Annotated in this window: 13 protein-coding genes; 5 read left to right on the top strand and 8 right to left on the bottom strand. The window is 73.1% G+C overall.

All coding sequences use genetic code 11. The features are described from left to right. Positions 1-98 precede the first annotated feature (98 nt). The 7 genes from moeZ to ACFY93_RS00035 all read right to left on the bottom strand — a co-directional run bounded on the left by moeZ (position 99) and on the right by ACFY93_RS00035 (position 9,317). Positions 99-1,277 carry an adenylyltransferase/sulfurtransferase MoeZ gene (gene moeZ, locus ACFY93_RS00005; protein ID WP_391352133.1) on the bottom strand — a complete coding sequence of 393 codons (1,179 nt, stop codon included), beginning with the start codon at positions 1,275-1,277 and terminating at the stop codon, positions 99-101. 63 nt (positions 1,278-1,340) lie between these two features. Next, positions 1,341-2,090: a spherulation-specific family 4 protein gene (locus ACFY93_RS00010; protein ID WP_391352135.1), complete on the bottom strand. Its 750-nt coding sequence runs from the start codon at positions 2,088-2,090 to the stop codon at positions 1,341-1,343. After that, a complete protein-coding gene (locus ACFY93_RS00015; protein ID WP_391352136.1) occupies positions 2,078-3,046 on the bottom strand; it encodes an NAD-dependent epimerase/dehydratase family protein in 969 nt (322 codons plus the stop codon). The genes ACFY93_RS00010 and ACFY93_RS00015 overlap by 13 nt, the downstream gene beginning before the upstream one ends. A gap of 163 nt (positions 3,047-3,209) precedes the next feature. Then, entirely contained in the window at positions 3,210-4,208 is a 999-nt protein-coding gene (locus ACFY93_RS00020) for a hypothetical protein (protein WP_391352138.1), read from the bottom strand. A gap of 317 nt (positions 4,209-4,525) precedes the next feature. Beyond that, positions 4,526-6,325 (bottom strand): DUF3492 domain-containing protein, encoded by a 1,800-nt coding sequence (locus ACFY93_RS00025; RefSeq protein WP_391352140.1) that lies wholly within the window; start codon positions 6,323-6,325, stop codon positions 4,526-4,528. A 240-nt stretch (positions 6,326-6,565) separates the two neighbouring features. After that, a complete protein-coding gene (locus ACFY93_RS00030; protein ID WP_391352142.1) occupies positions 6,566-8,233 on the bottom strand; it encodes a DUF3152 domain-containing protein in 1,668 nt (555 codons plus the stop codon). Positions 8,234-8,240: 7 nt separating this feature from the next. Further along, entirely contained in the window at positions 8,241-9,317 is a 1,077-nt protein-coding gene (locus tag ACFY93_RS00035) for an alpha/beta fold hydrolase (protein WP_391352143.1), read from the bottom strand. 273 nt (positions 9,318-9,590) lie between these two features. On the opposite strand from ACFY93_RS00035, the gene ACFY93_RS00040 reads away from it, so the two are divergent. From ACFY93_RS00040 to ACFY93_RS00055, 4 genes are all read left to right on the top strand, one after another. Next, complete coding sequence (locus ACFY93_RS00040) at positions 9,591-9,812, top strand: hypothetical protein (RefSeq protein WP_391352145.1); 222 nt, start codon at positions 9,591-9,593, stop codon at positions 9,810-9,812. A 160-nt stretch (positions 9,813-9,972) separates the two neighbouring features. Further along, entirely contained in the window at positions 9,973-10,614 is a 642-nt protein-coding gene (locus ACFY93_RS00045) for a TetR family transcriptional regulator (RefSeq protein ID WP_391352146.1), read from the top strand. Positions 10,615-10,779: 165 nt separating this feature from the next. Continuing rightward, a complete protein-coding gene (locus ACFY93_RS00050) occupies positions 10,780-11,007 on the top strand; it encodes a DUF3107 family protein (RefSeq protein ID WP_391352148.1) in 228 nt (75 codons plus the stop codon). 343 nt (positions 11,008-11,350) lie between these two features. After that, positions 11,351-11,620, top strand: a complete 270-nt coding sequence (locus tag ACFY93_RS00055; protein WP_391352936.1) for a hypothetical protein — start codon at positions 11,351-11,353, stop codon at positions 11,618-11,620. Positions 11,621-11,816: 196 nt separating this feature from the next. On the opposite strand, the gene ACFY93_RS00060 is transcribed toward ACFY93_RS00055, so the two are convergent. Next, the gene (locus tag ACFY93_RS00060; RefSeq protein ID WP_391352150.1) at positions 11,817-12,599 is read right to left on the bottom strand and encodes a ferritin-like fold-containing protein; all 783 of its coding nucleotides are present in this window, start codon (positions 12,597-12,599) and stop codon (positions 11,817-11,819) included. Positions 12,600-13,068: 469 nt separating this feature from the next. Here ACFY93_RS00060 and ACFY93_RS00065 point away from each other — a divergent pair. Next, positions 13,069-15,094, top strand: a 2,026-nt coding sequence (locus ACFY93_RS00065) for a DEAD/DEAH box helicase (protein ID WP_391352937.1), incomplete at its 3' end; no start/stop codon positions are given.

Here is a 15,094-nt window from a genome sequence, read left to right on the forward strand (position 1 = left end):
CTCGGTCCGACAGCCGCTCAACAGATGACTTCAACTGACCCGCTCTCGGCACACCAACAACAACGAGCGAATCGCCCCCTAAGTCACCGGTATTGGGTCTAGTAGACCGGCTTCTCCGGCTCGATCTGGTTGACCCAGCCGATCACGCCGCCGCCGACGTGGACCGCGTCGGAGAAGCCCGCGGCCTTCAGGACCGCGAGGACTTCCGCACTGCGGACACCCGTCTTGCAGTTCAGGACGATCTTCCGGTCCTGCGGGAGGCTCTCCAGGGCGGTGCCCATGAGGAACTCGTTCTTCGGGACCAGCCGGGCGCCCGGAATGGAGACGATCTCGAACTCGTTGGGCTCGCGGACGTCGATGAGCTCGATGTTCTCGCCGTCGTCGATCCACTCCTTGAGCTGCTTGGGAGTGATCGTCGAGCCGGCCGCCGCCTCCTGGGCCTCCTCGGACACGACGCCGCAGAAGGCCTCGTAGTCGATGAGCTCGGTGACGGTCGGGTTCTCGCCGCAGACCGCGCAGTTCGGGTCCTTGCGGACCTTGACCTGGCGGTACTGCATCTCCAGGGCGTCGTAGATCATCAGGCGGCCGACCAGCGGCTCGCCGATGCCCGCGAGAAGCTTGATGGCCTCGTTGACCTGGATCGAGCCGATGGACGAGCAGAGCACGCCCAGGACGCCGCCCTCGGCGCAGGACGGGACCATGCCCGGCGGCGGGGGCTCCGGGTAGAGGCAGCGGTAGCAGGGACCATGCTCGGACCAGAAGACCGACGCCTGGCCGTCGAAGCGGTAGATCGATCCCCACACGTACGGCTTGTTCAGCAGCACGCACGCGTCGTTGACCAGGTAGCGGGTGGCGAAGTTGTCCGTGCCGTCGACGATCAGGTCGTACTGGCTGAAGATGTCCATCACGTTGTCGGCCTCGAGCCGCTCTTCGTGCAGGACGACGTTCACGTACGGGTTGATGCCCAGCACGGTGTCGCGGGCGGACTGCGCCTTGGAGCGGCCGATGTCGGCCTGGCTGTGGATGATCTGGCGCTGCAGGTTCGACTCGTCGACCTCGTCGAACTCCACGATGCCGAGCGTGCCCACGCCCGCGGCGGCCATGTACATCAGCGCCGGCGATCCGAGCCCGCCGGCGCCCACACAGAGCACCTTGGCGTTCTTCAGCCGCTTCTGCCCGTCCATCCCCACATCGGGGATGATCAGGTGGCGGGAGTACCTGCGGACCTCGTCTACGGTGAGCTCAGGAGCGGGCTCTACCAGGGGTGGCAGCGACACGGGGACTCCGTTGGTCGGTCAATCACTACGGTTGTTCTCTCCGTAACACTGCCACGCCCTTCTTCATTCCGAGACACCCGTTCCGATCCGCGAGACAATGTCGTCCCAGTAGCCGGGCAGGGCCTCCCAGGGGTCGGCTCGCCCGTGGTGATCGGTGCGGTCGGTGAAGTAGATCGTCGAGGCGCCTTGCCAGCGGGCGATGCGCAGCGCCTCGTCGAGATGACCCCGGGGCACGCTGTGCACGAAGTGGCAGAACCGCTCGGGCGGGTGGTCGGCGGTCCACTCGGCCACCTGCGACCAGCGGTACGCGCTCCAGGGTCCGGTGAAGGTCACCAGCTGGTCGGCGCAGAGCGCGTATCCGGGGTACGGATGGGCGCCGTGGCCCAGGACGATGTGGCCGCCGCCGAGGAGTGTGCGCAGCGAGCCGACCGCGCGCCGGACCGGGGGCAGCGCGGTGCGCTCGGTCGGGCAGCGGTGCAGCAGGAATCCGTCGACGCGGTACCAGTCGAGGTACCGGCGGGCGTCGGAGTGCAGTTCCTGCAGCGGGCGGGCGCCGTGGGCGGTGTCCAGCCTGCCGAGGACGCGCACTCCCGCGTTGCGCAGCCGGCCGGCCGCCTCCAGGCACCGTGGGTCGGGCCGGGAGCCGGGACCGTTGGCGACGTTCAGGGCGACCCAGTGCAGCGGGGCGTGGGGGCGGGTGAGTTCCTTCCACTCCAGGGGGGCGACGAGGGGGTGGGCGTAGCCGGGGACGCCGAAGCCCAGCCCCAGTCCGGTACTGGCGGTGCCCGGCGCGGCGCTGGTCAGATACGGCACGCGGCCTCCATCCAGATGTCGGCGAGGGACTCCTCCAGGTTGATCCGGGGGCGCCAGCCGAGCCGGTCGCGTGCGGTGCGCACGTCGGCCTGCTGCCAGCTGCCGCAGCCGTCCGGGTACGGGTGGCCGACCGGGGCCACGTGGTCCGGGTCGGGCCGTGGATGGCCCAGGACGGGCCGGACGGGCCCGGACGGGCCGGGCGGCCCGTCGAGTTCGTGCAGGGATCCGCCGTACCCGGCGACCCGGGCGAGCACGGCGGCGGCGTCGCGCAGGCGCACGGCCCGCCCGGAGCCGATGTTGATGACGCCCTGCGCGGCGGAGAGCGAGGCGGCGTGGACGGCGCGGGCGACGTCGCGTACGTCGATGAAGTCGCGCTGGATGCCGAGGCCACCGAGCTTGAGCTCGCCGTCGCCCGACTGCATGGCCCGCCGCAGGGCCTCCGCGAGGCGGCCGAGCGGGGATCCGGCCGGGGTGCTGGGGCCGGCGGGCGAGAACACGCGCAGGACCACGGCGTCGAGGTCGGAGCCGAGGACGAGTTCGGTGGCGGCGAGTTTGCTGACGCCGTACGGGCCGCCGGGGCGCGGCACCGCGTCCTCGGCCGTGGAGGAGCCCGGCTGGCTCGGGCCGTACTCGGCGGCGCAGCCGATCTGTACGAGCCGTGCCCCGCAGCCGCTGCGGCGCAGGGCCTCGCAGACGGTGGCGACGGCGACGGTGTTGTGCCGGGTCAGCTCGCGGGCTCCGCCGCGGGTGGTGCCGGCGCAGTTGACGACGACTCCGGGATGCACCGCGTCCAGGAACCGGGTCAGTGCGCCCGGGCTGCCGGACGCGAGGTCGAAGCGTACGTCGGCGTCGTCGCCCCGGCCGAGCACGGTGAGCTGCACGGCCGGATCGGCGAGCAGTCTGTCGGCGACGAATCGGCCCAGATATCCGTTGGCTCCGATCAGCAGGACCCTCATCGGGCGGCTCCCGGGGCGGATTCTCCGGTTCGGGAGGTGATCATCTGGCTTTCTCCTTCGGGGTGATGCCGTGGGTCGAGGGGAAGGCCCGCGGTGTCGGCCCCGCGGGAGAGGGGTGGTCAGAACCGGGGCCGGGCCTCGGGTCCTGAGGTTGGGGTGCGGCTCACGGCGCCTCGGACGGTGTCGCGTGGGCCGAGGCGCGGGTCAGGGTGCGCGCCGAGTGCAGGAGCAGTACGAGCGCGGCCGCGCCGCACACGGCGGCGGGGACGACGCCCGGGCCGCAGGTGCGGACGGCGGACTCGACCGGCGTCGACACGGCGTGGAGCCCGGGGAGCCGTCCGGCGAACACCGTGGCCAGGGCGGTCGCCTCGGCCACGCCCGCGGCCCTGACGACGACGGCCGGGGCGTGCGTGAAGCCGTGCGTCGTCAGCAGCCGGGCGAGCATGAGCAGCGCGCCGAGCGCGCCGGCTCCGGCGTGGGCGACGGGTTCGTCGAGGAGTGCCCCGCACAGGGCGAGCAGCGCCCACAGGGCGCACAGGAAGAGTCCGAACACGCCGAACAGCAGCGGCCGTACGGAGGCGGCGAACTCGTCGAGGCCCCGGCTGGCGGTGAGCCTGCGGCGGGCGCGCAGGTCGAAGAGGTGGGCGCACCAGGCCGCCGGGGCGCAGGACAGGGTCAGGGCGAGGAGAGAGGGGGTGGCCACGGGCCAGAGTTCGTCGGGTCCGCCGTCTAGTCCGGCGCGGAGCAGTCCGTTCCCGAACAGGGCGTACGCGATCAGGCCGTACGTCCAGGTGCGGGTGCCGGCGGAGGTCCGGGCGGTGGCCCGCAGGGGGCCGCGGCGAACCGCCGCCGCGAGGCCGGCCGCCACGGCGAGGACGGCCACGGCGGCGGCCACCGGGCGGGGCTGCCCGTCGGTGAACCGCCACCCGGCCACGACGGCCACGCTCAGGGCGCCGGGCAGCAGGGTGAGCACGGCCCAGGTCGCGGTGCGCGAGCCGGACGGGGCCGGGGCGGCGCGGGGTGTGCGCGGTTCCGCGTCACGGGACGCCCGCGCGTACATCTCCTCGGCGAGGGAGAAGACGTCCCGGTGCCGGAAGCGCGCGGCGGTCCGGTCGGTCACCCCGTGCGCCTCCAGTCCGGCGGCGATCTCCAGGGGGTCCACCGCACGCTCGCAGAGTCTCCGGTGCCGGTGCATCAGGGCCTTGACGGGGTCGGCACCGCCTCGGCGGGCCTTCTCCCCGGCGTCCGCCGCCTCGGTTGTCCCTGACGCCTCGGTTGTCCCTGACGCCTCGGTCGTCCTCGTCGCCTTCAAGGTCCTGGGTGGCGCAGCCGTCACCGGTGCCTCGGCAGCCTCTGGCGCCTCGGGGCTCCCCTGCGCCTGCGCGGTCGCCCGAGGCTCGGCCGCCCTCGTCGGCCCGCCCGCATCGGCCGCCCTCGCCGGCGCGGCCGTTCCCGACGCGCGCCCCGCGTCCACGGTGCTCATCGGGTGGCCTCCCCCGCCGGAACGGGTACCTGCCCCGGCGCGCGGTCCTGCTCCGGCGCCTGGATGGTGGCACGGACCGGATTACCCGCCGCCCAGCTCGGTGTGCGGCCTGCGACGGCGAGCCGGGACTCCGTCCAGCCGCCGGGCACGTGCATCTCCGCGGGCACCGCGAAGGGGAGCGGTTCGGCCGTGTCGTCCACGTACGCGGGCCGCGCCGGTCCGTGCGAGACGATCTCCAGGTAGAGGCCGTGGAACGCGGCGACGTTCTGCTCGACGGTGAAGAGTTCGAGCGCACGCGCGCGTGCGGCCGCGCCGAGTCGCGTGCGCCGTGCGGGGTCCCGCAGCAGCGCCACGCACGCCTCGGCGAGGGCGCGCGGGTTGCGCGGCGGCACCACGAGCCCGGTGCCGCCGATGACCTCGACGACGGCGCCCACATCCGTGGAGACCGTGGCCCGGCCGCAGAACATGGCCTCGACCAGGCTGATCGGGAAGCCCTCGACGACGCTCGACAGGACGATCACGGCTCCCGCCGCGTAGGCCTCCGCGAGACTCGGGGTCCGTGGGCCGCCGATCTCCTCGAAGCGCACCGGGTTGTCACCGATCGCGTACGCCCCTTCCGCCTCGTCCGGGAAGAGGTGTGCGGCGAGCGCCCGGCAGTGGCCGAGGTAGGCGACGCCCTCGGCGTCCGTCGGGGCGCCGACGATCCGCAGCCGGGCCCCCGGCACCTGCTTGCGCACCTCGCCGAAGGCGTGGAGCAGGGACACCAGGTCCTTGGCCGGTTCGACGCGGCCGATCCACACCAGCGTGTCCGGGTCGGCGTCCTCCGCCCTCTCCCCCACGTCGGCGAACCGGGTGGCCTCCATGCCGGGGTAGACGGTGCGGAGCTTGGCGCGGTCGGCGCCGCAGCGCTCCTGCCAGCGGCGGGCGTGCGCGTTGCCGGGGGTGATCAGCGCGGCCTGCCGGTAGACCTCGCGGGCCAGCCGTCCGTGGAAGGCGGCGAGCAGGGCCCGCACCGCCGGGGAGGCGTCGGCCGAGGCCAGGTAGTGGGCACGCAGCTGCACGCCGTACTCCGTGACCAGCAGGGGAACCCCGAAGAAGTGCCGCGCCAGCAGCCCGGGGAGGGCGGCGGAGCCGCCGGCCGTGGCGTGGCAGAGGTCGACGGAGCCGAGCCCGTCGCCCTCGTACCAGTCGAGCGAGAGGGGACGCAGCGCGCGCTCGATGTGGGCGGCGACGGCGAGCAGGTCGGGGACATGCGCGGTGTGCGCCGCCCGGAGTGCGCCGGGTGCGCGGCAGGCGCGCTCCAGTTCGCGCACGGCGGCCTCGGAGCGCAGCGCTCCGACCAGTCCGCCCTCGTCACGGGCGAGTTCGGCCAGTCCGTACAACGCGGTGCCGAAACGGTCCGCCTCAAGGCCGTCGGAGGCCTCGGGGGGCACCTCGGACGCCGCCCCGGCCCCGGCGGACGCCCCGACCCCGACGGGCGCCTCCGGCCCGGGCCCCGCGCCGGGACCCGAGCACACCGCCGTCGCCAGTTCCCGGTAGTACTCCGTGAACCGGCGCCGCGCGCGGCGCCCGTAGGTGATCCCGTCGTCCTCGACGGTCCACAGGGGCGCCGTGCGCACCCGGGTGACCTGGGGCGGGAGCTGGACCCAGCCCTCGCCCTCCTGGCGCTCGCTGCGGCTGAGCGCGTAGATGTCGAACTCGTGCCGACCGAGTCCGCGTACGAGCCGGTCGCACCAGAGTCTGGCGTCACCGCTCACATACGGATAGCCACCCTCCGTAAGCAGTCCTATGCGCACGAGTGCACCTCCGATCTCCCTTGTGTGGCCCGCCGTCGGCCCGGCGGCTCGCAGCGGGACGAACGTATGCGGACAAGGCGGTGGTACGACGGACGGTTGTCCGTCGCACCACCAGAAGGGGTGAACAGCCGTAACTTTCCCGCTCGGGACGCGTTTGTCCTCGTCACGCGATCATCGGACGGCCTCGCGTCCGACGACGACGGGACAGCGCGGTGCGACGCCGGGTGGGCGCCTCACCCGTCAACCCTCGGGGTAGCGCCAGGGATTGGCCTTGCAGTGGATTCCGTCGTGGTCGAGGAACTTGGTCTGCTGCTGCATGACCGGGGCGAGTTCGCCGTCCTTGCTGCAGTTGACGTGGTTGAAACCGAGACGGTGGCCGACTTCGTGGTTGATCAGCATCTGCCGGTACGCGTGGATGTGGTCTCCGAAGGTCTTGGAACCCTGCGCCCAGCGGTAGGCGTTGACCATGATGCGGTCGGTGGCGGCGGAGTCGCAGGAGACGTTGTCCTCGGCGGTGTCCAGGCCGGACTTGGCGCACCAGACCGCGGTCGTCCCGGGACTCGCCAGCGTGATCACGAAGTCGGGCTTCCCGGAGGAGATCCGCTCGAAGGTCCGGGCGCCGTCGTGGGCCCAGCTGCGGTCGTCGTTCAGGGTCTTCTGCACGGCCTGCGCGAAGAGTTCCGCGTCGAGGCCGAGCCCTTTCTCCACGTCGACCCGGTAGGTCCACCTGCGCCCCTTGCCCGGGGCCTTGTCGGTACCCGGCACGGTGGCGAAGTGCCCGGACGCCTTGAGTGTCGCGCTCAGCGGGTACGTCCTGCCCATCTTCTGGTCGTACGTCAGCGGGACCGCCTTCGCCGTCGTCGACGGGGCGGGCCGGTCCTGTCCGCGCGAGGTGGAGTCGCGTACGTCCCTGCCGGTGCCGTCGGCGGCCTGGGGGCGGGCGTCCGCGTCGTCACGTCCGTCGGCGACCTGGCCCGCCACGACGACGGCGAGCACCGTCGTCACGGCCGCCGCGGCGATCCCGGTGAACGCCCGGCTCTTGCCGCCCTTGCCCTTCTCCGGCGCCCCGGCCGGCGGCACGTCGGCGCCCCGGGGTTCGGTCCCGCCGACCGTGCCGGTGCCGGTGGCGTGGAGGTCGGCGCGGCGGGCCGGGGAGGGCCGGGGGGCGAAGACGTCGACGTCGTCCTCGCCCTCGGCGCCGTGGCCGCCCCGGGTCCCGTCGAAGGCGTCGACGTAGGCCTGCCGGGGCCCCGTGGGGCCCTTCCGGTGCCCGGGAGGGGCCGGCGGGAAGGGGCCGGGGCCCTGGCGCTGGCCGGGGAGCCGCGGTCCCGGTCGCCCCTGCGGGGCGCCGTGACCGGTGGCCGCACCCGTCTGCCCGCCACTGGGCTCTCCCCAGCCCCCGCCGCCTTCCCGCTGCTCGGGATGCCCCCCGCGAACCTGGGGCACGCCGTGCGCGGGCGTGCCGTCGGGGTAGCGAGGCACCCCTTGCGCGGGCGTGCCGTCGGCGAAGCGTGTGGCACCCCGGGGCGGAAGCCCGCCGGACCGGGGCGGCGCCTGCCGGCCGGGCCCCGGTTGACCCGTGGCCGCCGACTGCCCCATGGCCCCCGGCCCGCCTTGCTGACCCTGCCGTCCGTACTGACCCTGCTGCCCCTGCTGCCCCTGCTGACCTTGCTGACCTTGCTGACCTTGCTGACCTTGCTGACCTTGCTGACCAGTGAAGCCCCGGGGCGGCATCGCCCCCGGTCGTCGGCTGCCGTCCGGAGCCAGGAAACCCTGCGGAGCCGGAAAGCCCTGCGGAGCCGGGAAGACCCCTGGGGCCTCGGCCGCGGCCGGGCGCGGAGCCGGGGTTGCCGGTGTGTCGGCGGTGCCGCCCTTGCCGGGCCGTCCCCTGCGACTGTGACGTCCCACGCCGCCCTCAGCTCTCCGCGTCGGTGATCTCGGGGGCGTCCGCCACCGTCGGCACGCTCGGCACCCCGCCTGCGGCGGATGCCGGACCCTGCGCACCGGTCGACTCACTCACCCCTGCAGAGTCGCCCAACTCTCCTGTGTCCGCAAGGAGTTCACGGAACCCCCTGGCCACGGCCTCCGGGTACTCCATCATCGCGACGTGGCCCGCGTCCGGAAGCGTCAGCAGCCGGGATTCGCGGTAGGCGCGCGCCGCCCGAGCGGCCATCCGGTAGCCGACGAGCTGGTCGCGCCCTCCGTAGACCAGGAGGGTCGGCGCCAGCACGCGTTCGGCCTGACGCCACAGCCCGTGCTGGCCGCCCAGCGTGTACGCGTTCACGACGCCGCGCGCCGACCGGGCCATCGCGTCCCAGAAGTAGGGCAGGGCGAGCCGCCGCTCCATCTCCTCGACGGCGTTGCGGAAGCCCTCGGGCGTGACCCGCCGGGGGTCGCCGTAGCAGAGGGCCGTGACCCCGCGTACGCGCTGCTCGGCGGTCCAGTCGCGGGTGAGCCGGGTGAACAGCCGGGCGACTCCGGGGACGGCCAGCAGGCCCGTGGGGATCGCCGACCGCTGGACCCGGATCTCCGGCAGCGCGGGCGAGACGAGTGTCAGCGTGCGCACCAGGTCGGGGCGGACCGCGGCGATACGGGTCGTGACGGCCCCGCCCAGGCTGTTCCCGAAGAGGTGGACGGGCCCGTGTCCGGCCGCGTCGAGATAGCGGATGACCGCGCGGGCGTGCCCGGTGACCGAGTAGTCGCCGTCGTCCGGCGGTGGGGAGTCCCCGAAGCCGGGAAGATCGAGGGCCTCGCTCTCGACGAGTCCGTCGAGCAGCGGCATCAGCGCCGACCAGTTCTGCGAGGAACCGCCCAGGCCGTGCACGTACAGCGCCCGGGGCAGGCCCTCGCGCGCCGGCGGTCTCGACCGCACACGGAGCGTGATCCCCGGAAGGCCGACCGACCGCAGCCGCTCGCCCTCCGCGACCCTGACGGAACCCACCTTCGGTGTGACGGTGGAGGCCAGTACGGATGGCAGCTCGGTCGAAGACATGCGGCAATGTTACGAGACGATCACACGCGGGTTGATGTGTTCGCCATCACACACCGTCAGCGCTCTGCCGTGCCTCGACACGCGCCCTCTGTACGTGTCTCCCGTACCCGGGCCCGCCACGCCCGCCCCTGTCCGTACTCCCTGGCCGCCGCGAAACGGCCGCCGGATCGCATGGCGCGGGAATCGTGTGTCTCCTAGGCTGCCAACGAGGGCACTCGTACACGGACCGGATCCCTACATGAGCGCACCTCGAACCGCTCGGGAAGAGGAACCATGACAGTCGATCCGACGGACCCCGAGACCTTCGCGGAGCAGGACGCGAGCCAGGAGAACCTGGACACGGAGGCCCCCGAGGCCGACGCCGCCGAGCAGCAGACCGACCTGACTCCGCAGGACGACGACTCACCGGCCGAAACGGACCCGGACAAGGCGAACGAGGCCGACCGCCTGGACCAGGCCAGGATCGTCTCGATCAACGAGGACGACTACCGGTAGCCCGTCACTTGCCCGGTTCACCCCTGTACGGGGTCTCCTGCGCCACTTTCGCCGCCGTCCGGTCCGTGAAATTCTGCGCTCGCACCGCGCACAGCACGGTTACCGAAAAGTACGATGGCGGCGCGGCGCACACCGCACGTGGACAATTTTGGGAGGCGGCGTGACAGCCATCGAGCAGACAGAGGCGGCGCGCCCGCGAGGCACGCGCCTGCCGCGCCGTGCCCGACGGAACCAGCTGCTGGGCGCCGCGCAGGAAGTGTTCGTGGCGCAGGGCTACCACTCGGCCGCGATGGACGACATCGCGGAGCGGGCGGGCGTGAGCAAGCCGGTGCTCTACCAGCACTTCCCGGGCAAGCTCGACCTCTACCTCGCCCTGCTGGACCAGCACTGCGAGTCGCTCCTCGACTCGGTGCGGGCCGCACTGGCGTCGACCACCGACAACAAGCTGCGCGTACGGGCCACGATGGACGCCTACTTCGCGTACGTGGAGGACGAGGGCGGCGCCTTCCGGCTGGTCTTCGAGTCGGACCTGACGAACGAGCCCGCGGTACGCGAGCGCGTCGACCGGGTCACGTTCCAGTGCGCGGAGGCCATCTGCGACGTCATCGCCGAGGACACCGGTCTCTCGCGGGCGGAGTCGATGCTGCTCGCCTCGGGGCTGGGCGGCCTGGCCCAGGTCGTGGCCCGTTCCTGGCTGCACAGCGACCGCAGCGTGCCGCGCGATCAGGCGGTGCAGCTCCTCACGTCCCTGGCGTGGCGGGGCATCGCCGGATTCCCGCTGCACGGCATTGAGCAGCACTGAGACACCGGTCCGCGTGCCGGGCAGCACCGACCGCTTCCTTGTTCCCGTCCGCTGTTCGCTCGTGGCGTTCTCGGACGGAGCGTGGACGTCCCCTCACCGGGCTAATGTGTGCTGCGTACAGCGCGGACGAACGCGCACTTCACTGACCGTCGGAGGGACATAGCCGTGGAGGTCAAGATCGGCGTGCAGCACGCGCCCCGCGAGATCGTTCTGGAGAGCGGTCAGACCCCGGAAGAGGTCGAGCACGCGGTGTCCGAGGCGCTGGCAGGCAAGTCGCAGCTGCTGAGCCTGGTGGACGACCACGGCCGCAAGGTCCTGGTTCCGGCCGACCGCCTCGCGTACGTGGAGCTCGGCGAGCCCACCCAGCGCAAGGTGGGATTCAGCGCGCTGTAGTTCGACAGCCTGGGCGAGGGGCCCGGTGGCACCGCGACGAGCAACGGCGTCGCACCGCCACCGGGCCCCTCGCGTTCCGCCGCCGCCCTCGCCTTCGCCGCCCCTCGCGCCCCCGTGCTCACCCCTCCTCCACGCCCCTGACGCCCCCGCACCCTCCACGTCCCTCGCACCCCTGGCGTCCCTCCCGTCCCGGCGTCCACGTCCTCCCGCCGCTTCCGCCCTCCCTCTCGGCACGCCCACGGACCGGCCACAGTTCACACACAGGGGGAGGATTGCATTCCGCACGTCAGGGGTAGGACCGGCTACGACCGAATTGCCCCGGCCGTGCGGGAGGGACCTCATGTTGTTCTTGGAAGCGCTCGGCTCCGCGTTGCTCGGTCTGGCGCTGGCGTGGGCGGCCGCCCACCGGCTGCCGCACCGTCTGCCGGCCCGGAGTCTCGTCCTGTCGACCGGCGTGGCAGGCGCCCTTCTCGGCGCGTTCCTGACCCATTCGGCGCTGGGCACGGGCCACTTCCTGGTCATGCTGGTCGGCGCGGTCGCCGTGTCGGCGGCGCTGCTGTCCCTGCTGCTGCGCCCGGCCGAGCGCTTTCGCCGCCGCTCGGCGACGGCGTAGCCGCCGCACGCAGGACAGCGGGCGCACGTGAACACGTGAACACGAAAGGCCGTCGCACCGGATGTCGGTGCGACGGCCTTTCACTGCTCAGAACCACCGGGAACCCGGCGGGCGGCCCCGGTGCCCGCACGAGGCACCGTAGGCCAACCCCCAACGCGTCCCGGTCCCGGTCCCCCGGCGTTCCCGGCCGGAACGGCTACGCCGCCAGGCCGAGTGCCGCCATGCGCTTGGTGTGGGCCTCGGTGATGCGGGAGAACATCCGGCCGACCTCCGCGAGGTCGAAGCCGTCGGCGACGCCGCCGACCAGCATCGTCGACAGGGCGTCGCGGTCGGCGACCACCCGCTGCGACTGGGACAGGGCCTCGCCCATCAGGCGCCGTGCCCACAGGGCCAGCCGTCCGCCCACGCGCGGGTCGGCGTCGATCGCGGCGCGGACCTTCTCGACCGCGAAGCTCGCGTGCCCGGTGTCGTCGAGGACGGCGAGCACCAGGCGGCGGGTGTCCGCGTCGAGACGTGCCGCGACCTCACGGTAGAAGTCGCTGGCGATCGAGTCGCCGACGTAGGCCTTGACCAGGCCCTCCAGCCAGTCCGACGGCGCCGTCTGACGGTGGAAGCCGTCGAGAGCGGCGACGAACGGGTCCATCGCCTCCGTGGGCTCCGCGCCGACCGCCGAGAGCCGGTCCCGCAACCTCTCGAAGTGGTGGAACTCGGCCGACGCCATCTTCGCCAGCTCCGCCTTGTCGGCGAGCGTCGGCGCCAGTTTGGCGTCCTCAGCGAGCCGTTCGAACGCCGCCAGCTCCCCGTACGCGAGAGCGCCGAGGAGGTCGACGACGGCGGCGCGGTACTGCGGGTCGACGGAGGCCGTGTCCCAGTCCTGCGCGGCGACTCCGGTGGCCGTGGGAGCGGCGTCGGCGGAGGGTCCGGCGGACGCGGCGGGGGTCTCGGCGGGTGTGTCAGCGGCGTTGTCAGGCGTCGTCATGAAGCGCACAATAGCCCGCCCGCCGGAGCGCGGAAGTCCCTGCTCATCCAGTGTGATGACGACTACGTGACCTATCCGGCCATCGCATGTGCGCGATTCCGGGGTATGGTGGTAATGCGCCCGGCGAGTATTTCGACCGGCCGCACGAATGAGGATGCCCGGTCGGAGGCCCGATCGGCTCCGCCCGACAGCCCTCCTCGCCCGTACGGCACAGTGCGTACGGCATCCGGAGGGACCCTCAGCGGTACGAGCGCTCGAGCGTCGGCTGTGGTCCCATGCCACTCGGCCCGCCCGCCAAGAGCGGCCGACGTCCCCGGCACGGTCCGACACGACCCCCGCGCTCGCCTCGCACCGCGTACACAGAAGAGGCAGCACCCTGACTACGACTTTCCGAGAGCTCGGAATCCTTCCCGAGACGGCCGAAGCCCTTGAGGCCGTCGGCATCATGACTCCCTTCCCCATCCAGGAGATGACGCTCCCCGTCGCCCTCTCGGGCACCGACGTCATCGGCCAGGCCAAGACCGGCACCGGCAAGACGCTCGGCTTCGGCCTCCCGCTCCTCGAGCGCGTCACCGTCCCCGCGGACGTCGAGGCGGGCCGGGCCAAGCCCGAGCAGCTGACCGACGCCCCGCAGGCCCTCGTCGTCGTCCCGACGCGCGAGCTGTGCACGCAGGTGACGAACGACCTGCTCACCGCCGGCAAGGTCCGCAACGTCCGGGTGCTCGCCATCTACGGCGGCCGCGCCTACGAGCCCCAGGTGGAAGCCCTCAAGAAGGGCGTCGACGTCATCGTCGGCACCCCGGGCCGTCTGCTGGACCTCGCCGGACAGAAGAAGCTCGACCTGAGCCACATCCGGGGCCTCGTCCTGGACGAGGCCGACGAGATGCTCGACCTGGGCTTCCTGCCCGACGTCGAGAAGATCATCAACCTGCTTCCGGCGCGCCGCCAGACCATGCTGTTCTCGGCGACCATGCCGGGCGCGGTCATCGGCCTCGCGCGCCGCTACATGTCGCAGCCGACGCACATCCGCGCCACCTCGCCGGACGACGAGGGCGCGACGGTGCGCAACACCGCGCAGTTCATCTACCGCGCGCACAACATGGACAAGCCCGAGATGGTCGCGCGGATACTGCAGGCCGACGGCCGCGGCCTCGCGATGATCTTCTGCCGCACCAAGCGGACGGCGGCGGACCTCGCCGACCAGCTCCAGCAGCGCGGTTTCGCCTCCGGCGCGGTCCACGGCGACCTCGGCCAGGGCGCCCGCGAGCAGGCGCTGCGCGCCTTCCGCAACGGCAAGGTGGACGTGCTGGTCTGCACCGACGTCGCCGCCCGCGGCATCGACGTCGAGGGTGTCACCCACGTCATCAACTACCAGTCCCCCGAGGACGAGAAGACGTACCTGCACCGCATCGGCCGTACGGGCCGCGCGGGCGCCAAGGGCATCGCGATCACGCTCGTGGACTGGGACGACATCCCGCGCTGGCAGCTCATCAACAAGGCGCTGGACCTCGGGTTCAGCGACCCGCCGGAGACGTACTCCACGTCCCCGCACCTCTACGAGGAACTGAGCATCCCCGCGGGCACGAAGGGCATCCTGCCGCGTTCCGAGCGCACCCGGGCCGGTCTGTCCGCCGAGGTCGTCGAGGATCTCGGCGAGACGGGCGGGCGTGGGCCGCGTGGCCGTGGCGGCCGTTCCTCCGGGCCGGACCGCGACCGTGACCGTGACCGTGGCGGCCGTTCCTCCGGGCCGGACCGCGACCGCGACCGTGAGCGCTCCGACTCCGAGCGTGCCGAGCGCACGCCGCGGCGCCGCCGCCGTATGCGCGGCGGGGCGCCGGTGGGCGAGCCGTCCGCCGCCGTCGAGGCGACGCCCGAGTCCTCCGAAGCCGGTGAGCCTCGTACCCCGCGCCGCCGTCGCCGCACCCGCGGCGGGGCGACGTCCGAGCAGGTCGCCGCGCCCACGGCGGCCGAGACCGTCGTGGCCATCGCCGAGGGCACGGACACGGCCGACGACGCGGAGGCGACGGAAGGTGCGGCCAAGCCGCGCCGCCGCCGTGGCCGCAAGGCCGCGGAGACGGTGACGCAGGCGGCACCGGTGGCGGAGGCCGTGGCCGAACCGCAGGCCGCCCCCGAGGCCGCCGTGAGCGTGTCCGAGGACGTCACCGAGGCGCCCGCGAGGGCGCGTCGCCGCACCCGTGCGAAGGCGGCCGAGAGCGTCGAGGCGGCCATCCCGGCGCAGACGGCCGAGGAGCCCGAGGCGAAGCCGCGCCGCCGCACCCGCAAGGCCGCGGCCGCCCCGGCGGAGACCGCGCTCGACACGGCCGAGGGCACCACCGACGTGGCGCCCACCCCGGTCGCCACCGAGGCCGCGGCAGGCAAGCCGCGCCGTACCCGTGCCAAGGCCGCCGCCGAGGCGGCCGTCGACACGGCCGAGGCCGCGGAGACGAAGCCCCGGCGCACCCGCAAGGCCGCCGTCAAGACCGTCGAGGCCGACA

The organism is Streptomyces sp. NPDC008313 (genome assembly GCF_042956125.1).
GTDB lineage: Bacteria > Actinomycetota > Actinomycetes > Streptomycetales > Streptomycetaceae > Streptomyces.